17 protein-coding genes and 1 pseudogene are annotated in these 17,789 nt (G+C 70.5%); 13 read left to right on the top strand and 5 right to left on the bottom strand.

Annotated elements, in window-relative coordinates; translation table 11 throughout:
* Positions 1 to 23: 23 nt before the first annotated feature.
* Positions 24 to 1,046: a Ku protein gene (locus ABZT02_RS33980; protein WP_356024513.1), complete on the bottom strand. Its 1,023-nt coding sequence runs from the start codon at positions 1,044 to 1,046 to the stop codon at positions 24 to 26.
* 61 nt (positions 1,047 to 1,107) lie between these two features.
* Here ABZT02_RS33980 and ligD point away from each other — a divergent pair, with 61 nt between their 5' ends.
* Complete coding sequence (ligD, locus tag ABZT02_RS33975; RefSeq protein ID WP_356024511.1) at positions 1,108 to 1,989, top strand: non-homologous end-joining DNA ligase; 882 nt, start codon at positions 1,108 to 1,110, stop codon at positions 1,987 to 1,989.
* A 440-nt stretch (positions 1,990 to 2,429) separates the two neighbouring features.
* Here ligD and ABZT02_RS33970 read toward each other — a convergent pair whose 3' ends face one another.
* Positions 2,430 to 3,233 carry a nuclease-related domain-containing protein gene (locus ABZT02_RS33970; protein WP_356024508.1) on the bottom strand — a complete coding sequence of 268 codons (804 nt, stop codon included), beginning with the start codon at positions 3,231 to 3,233 and terminating at the stop codon, positions 2,430 to 2,432.
* Positions 3,234 to 3,363: 130 nt separating this feature from the next.
* On the opposite strand from ABZT02_RS33970, the gene ABZT02_RS33965 reads away from it, so the two are divergent.
* From ABZT02_RS33965 to ABZT02_RS33930, 8 genes are all read left to right on the top strand, one after another.
* Positions 3,364 to 3,870 carry a protein phosphatase gene (locus tag ABZT02_RS33965; protein WP_356024506.1) on the top strand — a complete coding sequence of 169 codons (507 nt, stop codon included), beginning with the start codon at positions 3,364 to 3,366 and terminating at the stop codon, positions 3,868 to 3,870.
* Between the two features lie 46 nt (positions 3,871 to 3,916).
* Positions 3,917 to 4,705 (top strand): hypothetical protein, encoded by a 789-nt coding sequence (locus tag ABZT02_RS33960; RefSeq protein ID WP_356024504.1) that lies wholly within the window; start codon positions 3,917 to 3,919, stop codon positions 4,703 to 4,705.
* On the top strand, positions 4,702 to 5,937 hold the full coding sequence (locus tag ABZT02_RS33955) for a HAMP domain-containing sensor histidine kinase (protein ID WP_356024502.1): 1,236 nt from the start codon (positions 4,702 to 4,704) through the stop codon (positions 5,935 to 5,937). The genes ABZT02_RS33960 and ABZT02_RS33955 overlap by 4 nt, the downstream gene beginning before the upstream one ends.
* A 97-nt stretch (positions 5,938 to 6,034) precedes the next feature.
* Entirely contained in the window at positions 6,035 to 6,529 is a 495-nt protein-coding gene (locus ABZT02_RS33950) for an SH3 domain-containing protein (protein ID WP_356024499.1), read from the top strand.
* A gap of 56 nt (positions 6,530 to 6,585) precedes the next feature.
* A complete protein-coding gene (locus ABZT02_RS33945) occupies positions 6,586 to 7,947 on the top strand; it encodes an FtsW/RodA/SpoVE family cell cycle protein (RefSeq protein ID WP_356024497.1) in 1,362 nt (453 codons plus the stop codon).
* 17 nt (positions 7,948 to 7,964) lie between these two features.
* Positions 7,965 to 9,428: a penicillin-binding transpeptidase domain-containing protein gene (locus tag ABZT02_RS33940; protein WP_356024827.1), complete on the top strand. Its 1,464-nt coding sequence runs from the start codon at positions 7,965 to 7,967 to the stop codon at positions 9,426 to 9,428.
* Positions 9,429 to 9,473: 45 nt separating this feature from the next.
* Positions 9,474 to 9,983: a DUF3291 domain-containing protein gene (locus ABZT02_RS33935; protein WP_356024495.1), complete on the top strand. Its 510-nt coding sequence runs from the start codon at positions 9,474 to 9,476 to the stop codon at positions 9,981 to 9,983.
* Positions 9,984 to 10,033: 50 nt separating this feature from the next.
* Positions 10,034 to 11,254, top strand: coding sequence for a PQQ-binding-like beta-propeller repeat protein (locus tag ABZT02_RS33930; RefSeq protein ID WP_356024492.1), 1,221 nt, complete (start codon positions 10,034 to 10,036; stop codon positions 11,252 to 11,254).
* A 12-nt stretch (positions 11,255 to 11,266) separates the two neighbouring features.
* Here the strand turns inward: ABZT02_RS33930 and ABZT02_RS33925 are convergent, their stop codons facing one another.
* A complete protein-coding gene (locus tag ABZT02_RS33925) occupies positions 11,267 to 12,373 on the bottom strand; it encodes a ferritin-like domain-containing protein (protein ID WP_356024490.1) in 1,107 nt (368 codons plus the stop codon).
* Between the two features lie 90 nt (positions 12,374 to 12,463).
* Here ABZT02_RS33925 and ABZT02_RS33920 point away from each other — a divergent pair, with 90 nt between their 5' ends.
* From ABZT02_RS33920 to ABZT02_RS33905, 4 genes are all read left to right on the top strand, one after another.
* Positions 12,464 to 13,402: a diiron oxygenase gene (locus ABZT02_RS33920; RefSeq protein ID WP_356024487.1), complete on the top strand. Its 939-nt coding sequence runs from the start codon at positions 12,464 to 12,466 to the stop codon at positions 13,400 to 13,402.
* Positions 13,403 to 13,541: 139 nt separating this feature from the next.
* The gene (locus tag ABZT02_RS33915; protein ID WP_356024485.1) at positions 13,542 to 14,189 is read left to right on the top strand and encodes a TetR/AcrR family transcriptional regulator; all 648 of its coding nucleotides are present in this window, start codon (positions 13,542 to 13,544) and stop codon (positions 14,187 to 14,189) included.
* Positions 14,182 to 14,484, top strand: coding sequence for a hypothetical protein (locus ABZT02_RS33910; protein ID WP_356024483.1), 303 nt, complete (start codon positions 14,182 to 14,184; stop codon positions 14,482 to 14,484). The genes ABZT02_RS33915 and ABZT02_RS33910 overlap by 8 nt, the downstream gene beginning before the upstream one ends.
* 101 nt (positions 14,485 to 14,585) lie before the next feature.
* Positions 14,586 to 15,674: an NlpC/P60 family protein gene (locus ABZT02_RS33905; protein WP_356024480.1), complete on the top strand. Its 1,089-nt coding sequence runs from the start codon at positions 14,586 to 14,588 to the stop codon at positions 15,672 to 15,674.
* A gap of 257 nt (positions 15,675 to 15,931) precedes the next feature.
* On the opposite strand, the gene ABZT02_RS33900 is transcribed toward ABZT02_RS33905, so the two are convergent.
* Positions 15,932 to 16,624, bottom strand: coding sequence for a hypothetical protein (locus ABZT02_RS33900; protein WP_356024478.1), 693 nt, complete (start codon positions 16,622 to 16,624; stop codon positions 15,932 to 15,934).
* An 84-nt stretch (positions 16,625 to 16,708) separates the two neighbouring features.
* Positions 16,709 to 17,693 (bottom strand): annotated as a pseudogene (locus ABZT02_RS33895) (site-specific integrase); the annotation flags it as partial.
* Positions 17,694 to 17,789 lie beyond the last annotated feature (96 nt).

Below are 17,789 nucleotides of genomic sequence, written 5' to 3'. Positions count from 1 at the left end.
CGGTGCCGTCGGCGGTGCGCAGGTCACGCGGTCCGTTTGCGGGCGGCCGTCTTCTTGGCGGCCGTCTTCTTCGCGCTCGTCGCCTTCTTGGCCGACGCGGTCTTCTTCGTCCCCTGTGACGACTTGGCCGACGTCTTCTTCGCGGCGGCCGTCTTCTTCGTCGCGGCGCTCTTGGCGGTCCTGGCGGTCGACTTCTTCCCGCCGGTCTGCTTCGGCTCGGAGCGCGCCGACTTGCGCTGGGGCAACTGCCTGACCTCCGCCGGCTCCTCGCCCCGCGACTCCTTCGCCTCCCGCACGCTCTTCTCCAGCGCGGCCATCAGATCGAGGACCTTGCCGGCGCGAGCCTGCTCCGGGGCCTCCGGGGGCGCCTCGCCCGCGGCCTTGGCGGCGACGACCTCCTCCAGGGCCTCGCGGTACTCGTCGTGCAGTTCGTCGAGGTCGATCTCGCCGAGGGTGTCCATCAGGGCGTCGGCGAGGTCGAGTTCCTTGTCGCTGATGGTGACCTTGGTGTCGGGGGCGAGGCCCTCGGGCGCGCGAACCTCGTCCGGCCAGAGCAGCCCGTGCAGGGCGATGGCGTCCTCCACCACCCGGAGCATGCCGAGGCGTTCACGGCCGCGCAGCGCGTACTTGGCGATGGCCACCTTGTTGCTGCGCTTCAGCGCCTCCCTGAGCAGGGTGTACGGCTTGGCGGCGGGGGCGCCGCCCGCCTGGAGGTAGTACGACGCGTCCATCTGGAGGGGGTCGATCCGGTCGGCCGGCACGAAGGCGACGATCTCGATGGTCTTGGCCGTCGGGAGCGGGAGGTGGGACAGGTCCTCGTCGGTGATCGGGATGATGGTGCCGTCCGCGTCCTCGTACCCCTTGCCGATCTCCGCCTGGCTGATCTCCCGGTCCTCCAGTTCGCAGACCTTGCGGTAGCGGACCCGGCCGCCGTCCTCGGTGTGGATCTGGCGGAAGGAGATCGAGTGGCTCTCGGTGGCGTTGACCAGCTTGATCGGGATGCTGACCAGGCCGAACGAGATGGCGCCGTTCCAAATGGATCTCACCAGCAGCACCCTTTCTGGGGTATTACACCGTTTTGCCAGGTATGCCTGAGATTCTCATCGTATGACGCCGATCACTGAGGTGGAGGGGCGACGGCTCGCGCTCAGCAACCTGGACAAGGTGCTGTATCCGGCCACCGGCTTCACCAAGGGCGAGCTGCTGCACTACTACGCCACGACGGCCGAGGTGCTGCTCCCCCATCTGCGTGACCGTCCCGTCTCCTTCCTGCGCTATCCGGACGGACCCGACGGTCAGGTCTTCTTCGCCAAGAACGTTCCGCCGGGTACGCCCGACTGGGTCACCACCGCCGAGGTGCCCCGCTCGGAGGGGCCGGCCCGGATGGTGCTCGTGCAGGACCTCGCGAGTCTGATGTGGGCCGCCAACCTGGTCACCGAGTTCCACACCCATCAGTGGCCGATCGGCACCCCCGACGAGGCGGACCGCCTGGTCCTCGACCTCGACCCGGGCGCGCCCGCGACGGTCCTCGAGTGCTGCGAGGTCGCGCTCTGGCTCAGGGAGCGGCTGGCGGCGGACGGCATCGAGGCGTACCCGAAGACCGCCGGTTCGAAGGGACTGCATCTGCTGGCGGCGGTGCGGGGAGCGTCACCCGACCAGGTGTCGGAGTACGCCAAGCAGCTCGCCGTGGAGGCGGAGCGGGCGATGCCCCGGCTGGCCCTGCACCGGATGACCCGCAACCTGCGTCCCGGAAAGGTCTTCGTGGACTGGAGCCAGAACGCCGCCCGTAAGACCACGGCGACGCCGTACACCCTGCGGGCCCGGGCGCGGCCCCTGGTGTCGGCGCCGGTGACCTGGACGGAGGTCGAGCAGTGCACGGCACCCGAGCAGCTGGCCTTCCAGGCGGTTGACATGGGGCCGCGTCTCCAGGACTACGGCGACCTGCTGGCACCCCTCCTGGACGGTGAGCGGGCGACGCGGTTGCCGTGAGGGCGGCGGCCATGGGGGTGCCGGGTGAGGTTGGCGGGCAGGTGGGTTTCGGCAGTTGCGCTGGGCTTGGGCCGGGCGCCTCCGGGGGTGCCGGATCAGGTTGCAGGGCGGGTGCGGGCCGGTGGGGGCCGGCAGCTGCGCTGGGCTTGGGCCGGGCGCCTACGGGGGGCCGGATCAGGTTGCAGGGCGGGTGCGGGCCGGTGGGGGCTGGTCGCGCAGTTCCCCGCGCCCCTAGGGGGTTGCAGTCACCTGCGCCACGACGGGCCGTTCGCCACCCCTCACGCGCCACGACCCGGCCGTACGCCACCCCCCACGCGCCGCAACCCGGCCGTACGCCCCCCACGCGCCACGACGGGCCTACGTAATTCCTCCCGCGCCGCGACGGCCGCTGCGGACCCGGCTCGGGCCGCAGGGGCTGTGTCGGCCCGCGTTGCGTTCCGTCAGATCTGCGTCCATGTGTGGCGGTCGCGGGCCATCGCGTGCAGGGCCTCCACGTCCGCCGGCTTGAGGACGCCGCCGAGGCGGGTGAGGTCTTCGAGGTCCGTGTCTTGCAGGACGCGGACGCCGCGGGGCGGGAGGGTGAGCGTGAGGTCGGAGGGGGCGACGAGGGCGAGGACCGGGTGGACCTCGGCGGTCAGGGCGTAGGAGGCGCGGTCGGCGTCGGCGCGGACGCGGCGCAGGAGGGGCTCGGGGTCGCGGCGGCCGAGGGTGACCATCGGGTCGGCGACCGTGACCCGCTGCTTGCGGGCATACAGGGCGTGCACGGCGAACAGTCCGCCGGGGCCGATCGCCAGATGGTGGACGCGGTCACCGCCGGGGAGCGGGACGGAGTGCAGGGTGTGCCAGCCCGCGCCGTCGAGGCGGTCCAGCGCCTCGCCCACGGTCTGCTCGGCCTCCAGCGCGCGCCGACGGGGGTCACGGCGGAGCCGGTGCGCGGGCCCGGGGTCACGGTCCAGGGCGATCTGGAGGGCCTCGCCGGGCCGGTTGGGCGCGAGGTCGTCGTCCGGGTGGAGGGAGAGGCGGGCCAGTTCGGCGGGCGTCGGCACCGGGGGCGGGCCCACGGCCACCCGGCCGGTCAGGAAGGGCCCGAGGGCGTCGAGCACGTCCTGTCTGCGGTCCTCGCTCAGCAGGTTGATCCGGGCCGCCTCACGGTCGTACCAGGCGATGTTCCTGCCGTCCGTGAGGCAGACGTACAGCCGCTCCTGACCGTGGCGCCAGGTCGGTACGACGCGCAGTCCGCTCATGCACCATCACCCCACCGACCATGGGAACAGGCGGGGTGCTGCACAGGCAAGAAGCCGGATACCTTTGGGGTGAGTTGCAGCGAGTTGCAGTGAGTTGCAGGGCTTGGCGCAGGGGCTTGGGGAGGCGCTGTTGCGGACCCGCAGGAAGCAACCCGACGTACCGGCTCCGGACAGAGCGTGGGACGAGATCGTGCCCGGGCTGTGGATGGGCGGACATGAGTTCCGGGCCCTTTCCGGGCAACGGGAGTTCGCCGTCGTACGGGACGAGTTCGAGCTCGTGCAGACGCTTCTGCGGCTGCCGGGCCACGGTCCCGATCCCGGCGTCGAGCACCATGTGTGGCCGATTCCGGACGGTCCGCTGGACGGCACCCAGCTCGCGGGCGTGATCCGCCTGGCACAGGCCGCGAGCGACGCACTGGACGAGGGCCGCACAGTCCTCGTCCGCTGTTATCACGGCTACAACCGCTCGGGCCTGGTCGTGGCGCACGCCCTGGTCCACCGGGGGCACACGGCCGACGCGGCGATCCGGCTGATCCGGGGCCGGCGCTCGCCGTGGGCGCTGCACAACGAGCTGTTCGTCGAGTACCTCCGGGCCGGCCTGTCCACGGCCCGGCTGCTGGAGGAGCTGACGGAGTAGGTCTGCCCGGGCCCACCGGACGGCAAAAAGGACGTCCGTACGAATAATGTGTACGGGGCCGACACCCCCGAACGGCCCCGACCCCAGGAGCACAGTGCCACCCGCCCGCCGCGCACCCCGTACGCCCCGCGCCGTAGCCGCCGTGGCCGCCGTAGCCCTGCTGCTCGCGGCCGCGGCGGGCTGTGGCGACGCGGGCGACCTGGTGGGCGCGGGCTCGACGCCGACCGCGATCAGCCCGGACCGGCTGTGGCCGCGGCTGACGCCCGCCTCCAGCCCGGCCTTCGAGATCGGCGAGGTGGACTCGGAGGTCGTGGCGGGCGTCTCGGTGCCGGGCGACGACATCCGCACGGTGGATCCGGTCGCTGTCGTACGCGCCGAGATCAAGGAGGATCCCAGCAGCTACGCCGACGCGGGCTACGTCGAGACGGCCCGCCGCATGGCCGACTGCGGGAAGGCGGGGGCGGCCGGGAAGAGGTGTCCCGTCCTGCGGCCGTACTACCGCGACCTGACCGGTGACGGGCACGAGGACCTGACGCTGGGTTTCCGGCAGCTGCCCGGCCATGTCACCGCCGTACGCGTCTACACCGTGGAGAAGCACCGGCTCCTGCGGGTCATGCACTGGGAGGACGCGGTCAGCGGGGTCGAACTGGCCGGGCGCTCCGTGATCATCCGGTCGCCGTCCGAGGTGGCCGGGTACGAGTACCGACTCCAGTGGACCTGGGATCCGCAGCAGAAGTCGATGCTCCTGACGCACGACGAGATGCTGCGCACCGGCAGCCGGGCCCTCGGGGACGCGCCGAGCCCGGTGCCCGGCCCGTCCGCGAGCTCGCGATGAGGCTCGCGCTGCCCCGCTGGTCCGGCACGCTGGCCGTGAAGGCCGCCGTCTTCATCACCGTGATGTGCTGTGCCCTCGCCGCCCTGCTGGGTGTCCTGGTGCATGTCTCGGTGACGAACCAGACCGTCGGTGAGGCCCGTGACCTGGCGCTGAGCCGGCTGAAGGAGGCGACCGAGGCGTACGAGGCCGGGGACACACTGATGTGGGACGCGGGCGTGGATCCGCCGGACCTGCCGGGGTCGCTGCGGACGCTCGCGGCGGCCGGGGACCGCGGCACGATGGTCGCCGAGCACCGCGGCCGCCCCACGATGTGGGCGGCGGGGCCGGTGGACGGGAACCGGGCGCTGGCCGTGGAGGTCGACTACTCGCAGGGCGCGCGGACGATCGCGGGACTGGACCGGGCGATCCTGTGGTCGTCGGCGCTGGCGATCACGGCGACGCTGCTGGTGGGTGCGTTCGCCGTCACCCGGGTGACGACCCGGCTGCACACGACCGCCCGGGTGGCCCGGCGGATCACCGCGGGCGACCTCGACGCGCGGGTCGACGATCCCCGTACGAAGGATCCGTCGCGGCCGCAGGACGAGGTGGCCGCGGTGGCCGCCGCGCTGGACTCCATGGCGGGTTCGTTGCAGGGGAAGCTGCTGAGCGAGCAGCGGTTCACCGCGGATGTGGCGCATGAGTTGCGGACGCCGTTGACGGGGCTGCACGCGGCGGCCGAGCTGTTGCCGCCGGGTCGGCCGACCGAGCTGGTGCGGGACCGGGTGGCCGCGTTGCGGACCCTGACGGAGGACCTGCTGGAGATCTCCCGGCTGGACACGGGGCGGGAGACGGTGGAGCTGGACGCGGAACGCCTGGCCGCGGTGGCCGAGCGGGTGGTGCGGGCGTCCGGGACCGACACCGAGGTCGTCGTCGTACGGGATCTTGCCGTGGAGACGGATCGGCGGCGGCTGGAGCGGGTGTTGGGGAACTTGGTCGCGAACGCGCATCGGCATGGGCGGGGGCCGGTGTCCGTGACGGTCGACGGGGCCGTGGTGACCGTTCGGGACCATGGGGAGGGGTTTCCGGAGTATCTCGTCGAGCACGGGCCGCAGCGGTTCCGTACGGAGGGCGGGGCTCGGGGGCACGGGCTGGGGTTGACCATCGCGGTGGGGCAGGCCGAGGTGTTGGGGGCGCGGCTGTCGTTCTCGAACGCGGCGGACGGTGGGGCGGTCGCGACTCTGACGTTGCGGTAGGTGCTGCTCCTATGGCCCATCCGGAAAGGCGACGCGCCCGCACCACTCCTAACGTGGCGAACAGTCAGGTTTGCACCCGCCTCACGGAGGTCTCCCCATGTCTCTGCGCTCCCGCTTCCCCATAGCCGTCGCCGCCGGCGCCCTCGCGGTCGCCGCCCTCGCCACGCCCGCCGTCGCCGACGACGGGTGGGGCGACGACCCCCAAAGCACCTCGGGGAACCACCAGAACCAGGGCCAGGGCCAGGGCCAGAATCAGGGCCAGGGCCAGGGCCAGGGCCAAGGTCAAGGTCAAGGTCAGGGCCAAGGTCAGGGCCAAGGTCAGGGCCAAGGTCAGAACCAGGGCCAGGGCCAGAACTCCCGCCTGTCCAGGGGTGTCGTGACGGCCAGTTCGCTGGCACTGCGCAGTGCGCCGAACCGGGGCGGGCAGATCATCCGATGGGCCGACCGCGGCGAGGTCGTCAGCATCTTCTGCAGGACCAACGGCCAGAGCGTCCAGGGCAACCGCCAGTGGTACCTCCTCACGGACGGCACCTGGGCCTGGGGCGCGGCCCGGTACATCAGGACCATCGGACCGGCGCCACGCTGGTGCTGACTCACATCCCACGAAGGCTAGGCAGACATCCCGTCCTATTTGGGTAAGTTCCGGACATGACCAAGGCCGCAACCATCGTCGCCCCCGCGGACACCTCCGCTCGCGCGGCACGCCTGCCCCGGCGCCGCGGCATCGAACTGGCCCTCATCGTCCTCGCCGTCCTGCTGTCGGTGTACGGCTACTGCGCTGTCGGCCTCGCCAGGAACGGCACCGTCCCGCCCGGCGCCGCCGGTTACGGCGCCGGGCTCGGTGTGCTGGCGCTCGTCGCCCATCTGGCGGTGCGGCTGAGGGCGCCGTACGCCGATCCGCTCCTGCTGCCCATCGGCGTACTGCTCAACGGCCTGGGCCTCGTCCTGATCTACCGGCTCGACCTGGAGACGCCCGGGGACCGCGCGGCCCCCACCCAGCTGGTGTGGTCCACGGTCGGGGTGACCCTGTTCATCGTGGTCGTGCTGATACTGCGCGACCATCGGGTGCTCCAGCGGTACGCCTACGTCTGTGTCGCCGCGGCGTTGGTCCTGCTGATCCTCCCGATCCTCTTCCCCTCGGTGAACGGGGCCCGCATCTGGATCCGGATCGCCGGGTTCTCCATCCAGCCGGGCGAGTTCGCGAAGGTGCTGCTCGCGGTGTTCTTCGCCGCGTATCTCGCGACCAACCGGAACGCGCTGGCGTTCGCGGGCCGACGGTTCTGGGGCCTGCAACTGCCCACCGGCCGGGTTCTCGGCCCGCTGCTCGCCATCTGGCTGATCAGCGTCGGGGTCCTGGTCCTGGAGCGGGACCTCGGCACCTCGCTGCTGTTCTTCGGGCTGTTCGTCGTGCTGCTGTACGTGGCCACCGGGCTCACCGGCTGGATCGCGCTGGGACTGCTGCTGGCCGCCGTCGGCGCCTTCGCCGTGGGCTGGCTGGAGCCGCATGTGCACACCAGGGTGGAGGACTGGCTGCACCCGTTCGCCTCGATCGAGGCCGGCCAGGGACCGAACCAGCTCGCACAGTCCCTGTTCGCCTTCGCGGCGGGCGGGGTGCTGGGCACCGGGCTCGGGCTCGGCCACTCCGTCCTGATCGGCTTCGCGGTGAAGTCCGACTTCATCCTGGCGACGGCCGGCGAGGAGCTGGGCCTGGCCGGGCTGTCCGCCGTCTTCCTGCTGTACGCCCTGCTCGTGGAGCGCGGCTACCGGGCGGGCCTCGCCCTGCGCGACCCCTTCGGACGGCTGCTGGCGATCGGCCTCGCCTCGATCGTCGCGCTCCAGGTGTTCGTGATCGCGGGCGGGGTCGGCGGACTGATCCCGCTCACCGGCATGGCGATGCCGTTCCTCGCGCAGGGCGGCTCGTCGGTCGTGACCAACTGGGCGATCGTCGCCCTGCTGATCCGGCTGAGCGACTCGGCCCGCGACCGGTACGACGGCAAGGAGACCCCGTGACGACACGAGGCCCCGGCATGACCCGTTACATCCGGCACGCCGCCTGCTTCTGTGCCCTGCTGCTCGTGGCGCTCCTCGTCAACGCGACCCGCGTCCAGGTCTTCGAGGCCCGCGTCCACGAGGAGAACCCGGCCAACCGCCGTGAGAACATCGCCCGTTACGGCCGCGAGCGCGGCGACATCCTGGTCGGCGGGCGGCCGGTCACCGGATCACGGGACACCGGGGAGCAGTTGCGCTACGAACGGACGTACGCGGACGGGCCGTTGTACGCGCCGGTCACCGGCTTCGCCTCGCAGGAGTACGGCACGACCCTCCTGGAGCACGCCGAGGACTCGGTCCTGTCCGGCTCGGACCCGCTGCTGACGCCGTTCCCGCTGTGGAACGACTTCACGAGGAGACGCAACCCGGGCGGAGACGTCGTCACGACGCTCAACGACGCCGCGCAGAAGGCGGCCTTCCGCGGGCTCGCCGGGCGCAAGGGCGCGGTGGCGGCCGTGGAACCGGCGACGGGACGCATCCTCGCGCTGGTGTCCTCGCCGTCGTACGACCCGGGGGCGCTGTCGGGCAACGACCCCGGGGTGGGCCGGTCCTGGGCGCGGCTCAACGGCGACCCGGACCGTCCGATGCTCAACCGGGCGGTACGGCAGACCTATCCGCCGGGTTCGACGTTCAAGGTGGTCACCGCGGCGGCCGCGCTGGACGCTGGGGTGATCAAGGACGTGGACGCGCCGACCGACTCACCGGTGCCGTACACCCTGCCCGGCACCACCACCTCGCTCAGCAACGAGTCGGACGGCTGTGAGGACCTGTCCCTGCGGGAGGCCTTCCGGTGGTCGTGCAACACGGTGTTCGCGAAGCTCGGGGTGGACGTGGGGGTGGGCGACATGACGGCCACCGCGCACGCCTTCGGCTTCAACGACTACGCGCTGCGGATCCCCTTCTCGGTGGCCCGCAGCACCTTCGACCCGACCGTCGACAGGGCGCAGCTGGCCCTGTCGTCGATCGGCCAGTACAACACCCGCGCGACCCCGCTCCAGATGGCGATGGTCTCCGCGGCCGTCGCCAACGGCGGTCAGATCCGCACGCCCTATCTGGTGGAGCGGACCACCACGGCCGGCGGCAGCATCGTGGACACGGCGGGCCCGCGTCCGGTGCGGCAGGCGATGTACCCGGCGACGGCCGCGGTGCTGAAGGAGCTCATGGCCCAGGTGGTGACCGAGGGCACCGGCACCAACGCGGCCATCCCCGGCGCGATCGTCGGCGGCAAGACCGGCACCGCCCAGCACGGCATCGGCAACGCCGGGATGCCGTACGCCTGGTTCGTGGCGTGGGCGCAGGGCGAGCGGGACGTGGAGCCCAAGGTCGCGGTGGCCGTGGTGGTGGAGGACGCGTCGGCGGTCCGGGGGGACATCACCGGGGGCGGGGTGGCGGCGCCGATCGCGCGGGCGGTGATGAAGGCGGTGCTCAACTCCAAGGACTGAGACGGGGGTTGAGACCCTCCGGACGACCGACCTACCGTTCGGTCCATGACTGAAGCCATCGCGTACCAACTCGCCCAGGTGAACATCGGCCGTCTCAAAGCCCCGCTGGACTCAGCTCAGTTGAAGGACTTCGTCGACAACCTCGACCCCGTGAACGCCGACGCGGACGCCGCCGACGGTTTCGTCTGGCGACTGGAGGGCGACTCCGGCGACGCGACGGACATCGCCGTCTTCGGCGACGAGTGGCTGATCATCAACATGTCGGTGTGGCGGGACGCCGACGCGCTCACCGCGTACATGTACCAGGGCCGGCACCGCGCGATGCTCGCCCGCCGCAGGGAGTTCTTCGAGCGGGTCCAGGAGGCGATGGTGGCCCTGTGGTGGGTCCCGTCCGGCCACCGCCCCACCGTCGCGGAGGCCGAGTCCCGACTGCTGCACCTGCGCACCAACGGGCCCACGCCGTACGCCTTCACGCTGCGGACCCCGTACCCGGCGCAGGGGGCGGAGCCGGTCACGGCTCTGCAGATCCCGGACGATCTGGGGTGCCCGGCCTAGATCGCGCCCGTACGCTTCCCTCGGTATCGGTTCTTGCGGGGTGGGGACGCGTGTACGAGGACAGGGCGCCGGAGTCGGTGTGGCTTCCCAAGCGGCGGTGGCGGAAGCTGAAGCCGGTGTGGGAGGCCCGGCACACCGGCCGGGCCGACGGCGAGGCGCTGGGGAGTGTGCTCCATCAGGGGCTCGTCATCAGGGCCGCCTTCGACCGGTTGCGGGCCTTCGAGGTCGGCACCGGCAGGGAGCGCTGGACCTGGCAAGTGCCCGGCCGTGACGTGCTGGCAGCCATGTCCGACGAGGTGGTCGACGGCGTCGGGCTACTGGCCCACTGGCCGGACGTCGACGACGGACGGAAGCAGGCCTCCGTCACCGCCCTCGACCTGACGTCCGGCGAGACGCTGTGGACGGCCCCGCGGGCCCTCGACGAACTGTGGCATGACGGCTCCGAGCTCAGATCCGGCACCGTCGCCCTGTCGGGGGCGCGGGCCATGGTCGCCACGGGAACGGCGGTCGCCGCCCTGGACGTCCGTACCGGCCGCCAGGCCTGGGTCGTGCGGCACGACCGTGACGCCGACGTGCGGATCGGGGCCGCGGGAGAGCAGCTCGTCGTGGTCACGCGGCACGCGGGGACCACCACCGTCAGGGCGGTCTCCGTCGCCGACGGCCGGGTGCGCTGGAAGAAGCCGCTGGCCGTCGACGGTCCCGTCGCGGAGGTGCGTCTGGTCTCCGCCGACCCGCTGCTGCTCGCCGTGGAGGGCGAGGGTCGGCGCGGCGCGAACTGTCTGCTGAGGCTGGACGCGGACGGGAACACGGTCACCGAGTTCGCGGCGGCCGACGACGGCGCGGTGATCGTGCCGCACGCGCCCTGGCGACTCGACCACGGACAGCGCTGGACGGGCTGGGCCGGGGACACGCTGGTCACCTTCGTCGACTCGCCCTCTTACGAGCGTCTGAGCCGTCTCGCGGGATTCTCGCTGTCGACCGGCCGGCACCTGTGGACACGGGAGAGCACCTGGGACATCGGCGCGCTGGCCTTCCACCGGGGCCATGTCGTCACCCTGCGGCACCACGAGCACGAGGTCGAGGAGCGCGTCGAGTGGCGGTGCGAGGTGCGGGTCCTCGACCCCGCCGACGGCCGTGAAGTGGCCCGGCGCCGACTACGGGTGACGCGGGACGAGCCGTACGCGATGCACCTGCACGGCGACCGCCTGCTCTGGGTCAGCAAGCGGAGCGCGCCTGACACCCCGCCGGTCAAGGCCTACGACTGGCGCTGACCGGGGCCCGCCTCACTCGCGCGCCCCGTGCTCGATCGCCTCCCGCACCTCCGCCACCCGTTCCCGCTCCTCCGCCGCGAAGCGCTCCGCGTCCAGTTTCTCGGCGATCTCCTCGTCCTGGGCCATGAGGAGGTCGAGGTTGGAGTTGCCCATCTCGAAGACGCCCATGTCGACGTAGGCCTGCTGGAGGCGCTTGCCCCACAGGCCGATGTCCTTGACGCAGGGGACGATCCGGGAGAAGAGCAACTGGCGGAAGAGGGCGAGGAATTCGGAGCGCTCGGCGTACTCCTCGGCCTCCGCCTTCGGCACGCCGAAGTTCTCCAGGACCTCGACTCCGCGCAGCCGGTCGCGCATCAGGTAGCAGCCCTCGATGACGAACTCCTCGCGCTCGCGCAGTTCGGCGTCGGAGAGCTGCCGGTAGTAGTCGCGCAGTGCCATGCGGCCGAAGGCGACGTGCCGGGCCTCGTCCTGCATGACGTAGGCGAGGATCTGCTTGGGAAGGGGCTTGTCGGTGGTGTCGCGGATCATGCCGAAGGCCGCCAGCGCCAGTCCCTCGATGAGGACCTGCATGCCGAGGTAGGGCATGTCCCAGCGCGAGTCGCTCAGCGTGTCGCCCAGCAGGGACTGGAGGTTGTCGTTGATCGGGTACAACATTCCGATCTTCTCGTGGAGGAAGCGGCCGTAGACCTCCGCGTGCCGCGCCTCGTCCATCACCTGGGTCGCCGAGTAGAGCTTGGCGTCGAGATCGGGGACGGACTCCACGATCCGCGCGGCGCACACCATCGCGCCCTGCTCGCCGTGCAGGAACTGGCTGAACTGCCAGGAGGCGAGGTGCCGGCGCAGTTCGCCCTTGTCCTTGTCGGTGAACTTCGCCCAGTACTTGGTGCCGTAGAGGGAGATGGACTCGTCGGGGGTGCCGAGAGGGTCGCACGGATCGACCTCCAGGCTCCAGTCGATGCGCTTCTGACCGTCCCACTGCTTGTCCTTGCCCTTCTGGTACAGGGCGAGCAGACGGTCGCGGCCGTCGTCGTACTCCCAGCTGAAACGGGCCTTGCCCGTCGCCGGTACCTGCCAGTGGGGGTCCCCGGGCTCCGTGGTGTACAGGTCGAAAGTCGGCATGTTCCGCAGGCTGCCCCTTTGTAGACGCCGGGTCAACAAGTCGCGCGCAAGGGATTGACGGTCTTGCTGACAAGCAGTCTCATAAGAGCCATGACGAGTCTGACAGAAGTCGACGCGCTCGAAGGGCTGCGTGATGCCCTCGGCCTGCTCAAGGACCGGGAGCAGGTCGCCGAGCGACTGCTCGACTCCTCCGCGAAGCACTCCTTCGATCCGGACAAGGAACTGGACTGGGACGCGCCCTTCGAGGAGGGCCTGTGGTTCTGGCCGCCGGAACTGGTCTCGCTCTACGACACCCCGATGTGGAAGCGGATGAGCGAGGAGCAGCGGATCCTGCTCTCCCAGCACGAGGCCGCGGCGCTGGCCTCGCTGGGGATCTGGTTCGAGATCATCCTCATGCAGCTGCTGTGCCGTCACATCTACGACAAGGCGGCGACGAGCGCGCATGTGCGGTACGCGCTCACCGAGATCGAGGACGAGTGCCGGCACTCGAAGATGTTCGCGCGGCTGATCACCCGGGGCGGCACGCCCTGGTATCCGGTGAGCCGGGCCCATCAGCAGCTCGGACGGCTGTTCAAGACCATCTCCACGACCCCGGGATCCTTCACGGCGACGCTGCTGGGCGAGGAGATCCTCGACTGGATGCAGCGGCTGACCTTCCCCGACGAGCGGGTGCAGCCGCTGATCCGGGGCGTGACACGGATCCACGTCGTGGAGGAGGCGCGGCATGTCCGCTACGCCCGCGAGGAGCTGCGGCGGCAGATGGTCTCCGCTCCGCGGTGGTCGCAGGAGTTCACGCGGGTCACCTCCGGGGAGTTCGCGCGGGTGTTCTCCGTGGCGTTCGTGAACCCGGAGGTGTACACGAACGTGGGCCTCGACCAGCGGGAGGCCTTGGCGCAGGTGAAGGCGAGCGGGCATCGTCGGGAGGTCATGCAGACGGGCGCGAAGCGGCTGACCGACTTCCTGGACGACATCGGGGTGCTGCGGGGTGTCGGCAGACGGCTGTGGAGGTCATCGGGGCTGCTGGCCTGATGTCGGCTGCGGGCCGGTGGGGGCTGGTCGCGCAGTTCCCCGCGCCCCTGAACGACCTCACCTGGACCTGCTCAAGGGGCGCGGGGAACTGCGCGACCAGCCACAACGGACCCGAGGTCGGCCGACTACCCTTCGAGGCATGACCCCATCCGCGCCCGCCTACCGCAGACTCGGCGTCGAGGAGCGACGCAGTCAGCTTCTCGAAGCCGCCCTCGGACTCTTCGCGCACCGCGCCCCCGAGGAGGTCTCCCTCGACGACGTGGCGGAGGCGGCCGGAGTCTCCCGTCCCCTCGTCTACCGGTACTTCCCCGGCGGCAAGCAGCAGTTGTACGAGGCCGCGCTCCGGTCCGCCGCCGACGAGCTGGAGCAGTGCTTCGACGAACCCCTGGACGGTCCCCTCCTCATCCGCCTCTCCCGCGCCCTCGACCGCTACCTCGCCTTCGTCGACGAGCACGACGCCGGCTTCAGCGCCCTACTCCAAGGCGGCAGCGTCGTCGAGACGTCCCGGACCACCGCCATCGTCGACGGCGTACGACGGGCCGCCGCCGAGAACATCCTCAGCCACCTCGGCGTCACCGAGCCCGGCCTGCGGCTGCGCATGACCGTACGGATGTGGATCACCGCGGTGGAGGCGGCCTCCCTGATCTGGCTCGACGAGAACAAGCAGCCCCCCGTCGAGGAACTGCGGGACTGGCTGGTCGAGCAGTTCGTCGCCGTGCTCTCCGTGACCGCGAACCGCGACCCGCAGACCGCCGCGCTGGTCACGGCCCTCGCGGCGGATGTCTGACACTGGTGCCGTGAAGAGCGAAGACACCCCCTTCGAGGGCGGCCCCATGGACGGCCGGGTGCTGCCCGTGCTGCTGGGTCCGACCGGGCATCCGCCGAAGACGTACCGCATCCCCCTCCCCGACCCGGCCGGTGGCCCGCCCGCCGTGCTGGTGTACCGCCGGGTGCCCAGGGGTCACAGCAAGCTGGGGATCCAGAAGGGGTGGAAGTACGCGTACGACCCCGAGGGCAAGGCGAGCGACCGGCTGAAGTGGCCGTGGTCCAAGCCCGACAAGCCGGCTGACACCGACGGGTGACGAGGTTGCGCCGAACCGCCCACCCGACGCGCGAAGACGCCGGCACCGACTGATGCTCACCGTGCGGAACAGAGGGGCTGCTCCGCATCGGAGGTGATGACGTGTCAGGAAGGCTTCTGCGTCTGGTGTGTACGGTGGCGGTGGCGGCCGGTGCCGTCCTCGCACCGCTGCCCGCCGCGGCCGTACCGGAGCCGGAGCCGCGTGAGCGGCCCGTCGCCGATCTGCTGACGGACCTTCAGCGGCTGTACCGGGAGGCGGAGGAGGCCACCGAGACCTACAACGCCACCGAGGAGAAGCTGAAGGAGAAGCGCGCCGAGGTGAGCCGCCTGGACGCGGCGCTCTCCAAGGCCCGGCTCTCGCTGTACGACAGCCGGGGTGCCGCGGGGCGGCTGGCCCGGCAGCAGTACCAGCACAGCAGCACCGACATCTCCCCGTACGTCCGCCTGCTGCTGGCCCGTGACCCCCAGCACGCTCTCGAACAGGGCCATGTCATCGGTCAGTTGGCGCGGGAACGGGCCGAGACGGTGGGCCGCCTGACCGGCACCGAGCACCGTGCCGACGAACTCGCCCGCAAGGCGCGCAGGGCGCTCGACGACCAACTCACCCTCGCCGCCCGGCAGAAGAAGAACCGGGACGCCGTACGGGGGAAGCTCGTCGGCGTGGAGGAACTCCTCGCCTCCCTCACCGCCGAACAGCTGACCAGGCTGGCCGAGTTCGAGGAGAAGGGAGTCGAGAAGGCGCAGGAGGAGCTGACGGCCTCGGGCGCCCTCGGCGAGGATGCGCGGAAACCGTCGAGGGAGGGCGAGACGGCCCTGCGGTACGCCCGACGGCAGCTGGGGAAGCCGTACGAGTGGGGCGCGGAGGGCCCGAGGACCTACGACTGCTCGGGTCTGACGTCCAGGGCCTGGGCGCACGCCGGCACCCCGATCCCGAGGACCAGCCAGGAACAGTGGGCCCGGCTCCAGAGGATCCCCCTCAAGGAGCTGCGCCCCGGTGACCTGGTGATCTACTTCCCGGAGGCCACGCACGTGGCGATCTACGCAGGCGGGGGCAAGGTGATCGAGGCCCCGAGAACGGGCGAGAGGATCAGGATCTCCCCGATCGCGGCCCACCCGCTCCTCGGAGCCGTACGTCCGGACGACCTGCCAGGGGCGCGGGCGCCCCGCCACGCCGGGCCCGCGCCCGCATGACGACGATCAGCCGCCCGCCACCGAGGCCAGGTAGGCCCCCGTCTTCTCCGGGCTCAGAGAAGTGGGCACATGGCCGGACAGGCCATCTACCTGCGATTTTCCTCCCACAGGCGGCCCAGTGAAGGGCCGTGGGCCGCCTGTGGGCCGTCAGGCTGGGCGCTGAGCCGTGCGACAGGCGATTGCGCGGTGGGGCCAGCCCCCACAGTTGGACAGGCCTACACCGCTGGAGGAACCGCCCAGGCTCGCGCCGGCGGAACTCAGCTCTCGGCCGCCGCCTCTCCGTCGGGAGCACTAGAGGCCAGGTTGGCCTTGCGGCGTTCGTGAAACTTCCTAGCGCTCTCCAAGTTCGCGAAGAGGAACGCATTCGCTCTTTTAGCTGCCCAATATGACATTAGGCGACTGTTGATCTCTTGGCCGTTGCTGAGAGTAACGCGGACACGAAACATCAGGAGCCTGGCACGCCACTTGCCCGGGCGAGAGCTAACAGTCAGCTCATCATCTAGAACCCAGCGCGCACCGCCGAACGGCGCAATGTTCTTCCTGTCCTCGCCTACAACGAACTTGACGCGGCTGTTGCGCAGCAGCATTGGCAAGCCATCAACGATGCTGAATCTGTAACCTAGCCGGATGAGTCCAAGGTACCGAGGCACTACTTGGACCTCGTCAACTTCGACACTCGCAGAGCTACGGTTGCGAACGTGTACGTGAAGGTAGGTCCGCCATTTGGTGGGGTCTGCCTCCTTGAGGAGCTCCTCGGGGTTGTGAGCTCTCAGTCTTACGCTCAGCTTGAGCCGGGGGCCTCCGCGCCGGTAACTGGCAGCGGAGATCAACATGTTGGTCAGCGTAAACATGGCACTGGCCGCTGAGACCAGTATCGCGATGGCGGGTAGCGGCATTACCCAAGGATGCCTAAAGCGCTCCGAGTTGGACCCAGGCTTGAGGAGCTTCACTGGGATTCCCTGCTTACCGCTCACGCACTGCTGGCCAAATGACCCGCTAGCGCCACCCTTAGCACTAGCGGACCTGGCCCGCCGTCAGGCCAGGTGCTGAGCCTTGTCGTAGACGGTCGCGATCGCCTTGCGTGTGCGTTCCTGACTGCTCGGCATGAGGTGCGCGTAGATCCGCAGCGTCAGCGCCGCGTTGCTGTGTCCAAGGTACTGAGCGACGGCCTTGATGTTCTCCCCGCCGTCCAGGAGCGCGGGACGCGTAGAAGTGCCTCAGCGCGTGCATGCCGTGCTCGCGCGCGGCAGCGTAGCCGTCCTCCTTCGCCTCCGGCTCGGGGATGACTCCGGCCGCGACGAGAGCGGGCTTCCACGCTTCCTCGTTCAGCGAGGTGCGCCAGACATGGTTACCTCCAGGCGCCATGAAGACGAGCCGCCTGGTCACCTTCGGCCCGTCAGGCGTCCGCCAGGGCAGCGTGATCTCAACCGGCCGGAACTGCTTCATATGAGCCCTAAGCGCGTCAGCCACGGGACCGGGCAGCGGCACGTCCCGCGTCTTGCCGCCCTTGGGCAGCGCGAACACGGGCTTGCTCCGGCTGAGTTTGAGCTGCTGCACCACATGCAGAGTGTCGGAGTCGAAGTCGACAGCGTCCACGGCAACCCCCAAGATCTCACCTTGACGCATGCCACAGCCCGCCCCCAGGTCGACCATCGCTCGATACCGCTCCGGCATGGCAGCCTGCACGGCGAACACCCGCTCAGCAGACCAGGGCTCCACGCGCTTGGGGTCAAGCGCCGGCGGCTTGACGGAGCGAGCGGAGCACGGGTGGCGGCTCAGGTATCCGTCGTCCACGGCCGCGCTCAGCGCAGCGCGCACGTTCGCGTAGATGGCCCTTCCGTACGAGCCGGGCACGCCGTTCTCTTCGAGCGCCGCCACCCATTCCCGGATGTGCTCCGGCTTGAACGAGCCGAGCGGGCGCGTCCCGATGTACGGGTAAGCATGCAACCCGAGTTGGGAGTTCATGGACTCGATGGTGTTCGGGTCGTTGGTGAGCGTCTTGAGCCACTTTTCTGCGTACGGGACTGCTGCAGGGTTGGGTGACACCTGACCTGGCTTGCTGAGAAGCGGCCTGGAAGGATGTTGCAGTGCCCAAGCCGTATCCGAAGGAGTTCC

The organism is Streptomyces sp. NPDC005402, assembly GCF_040606575.1.
In the GTDB taxonomy this organism is placed as follows: domain Bacteria; phylum Actinomycetota; class Actinomycetes; order Streptomycetales; family Streptomycetaceae; genus Streptomyces.
This window is presented reverse-complemented; position numbering and strand designations above follow the sequence as displayed.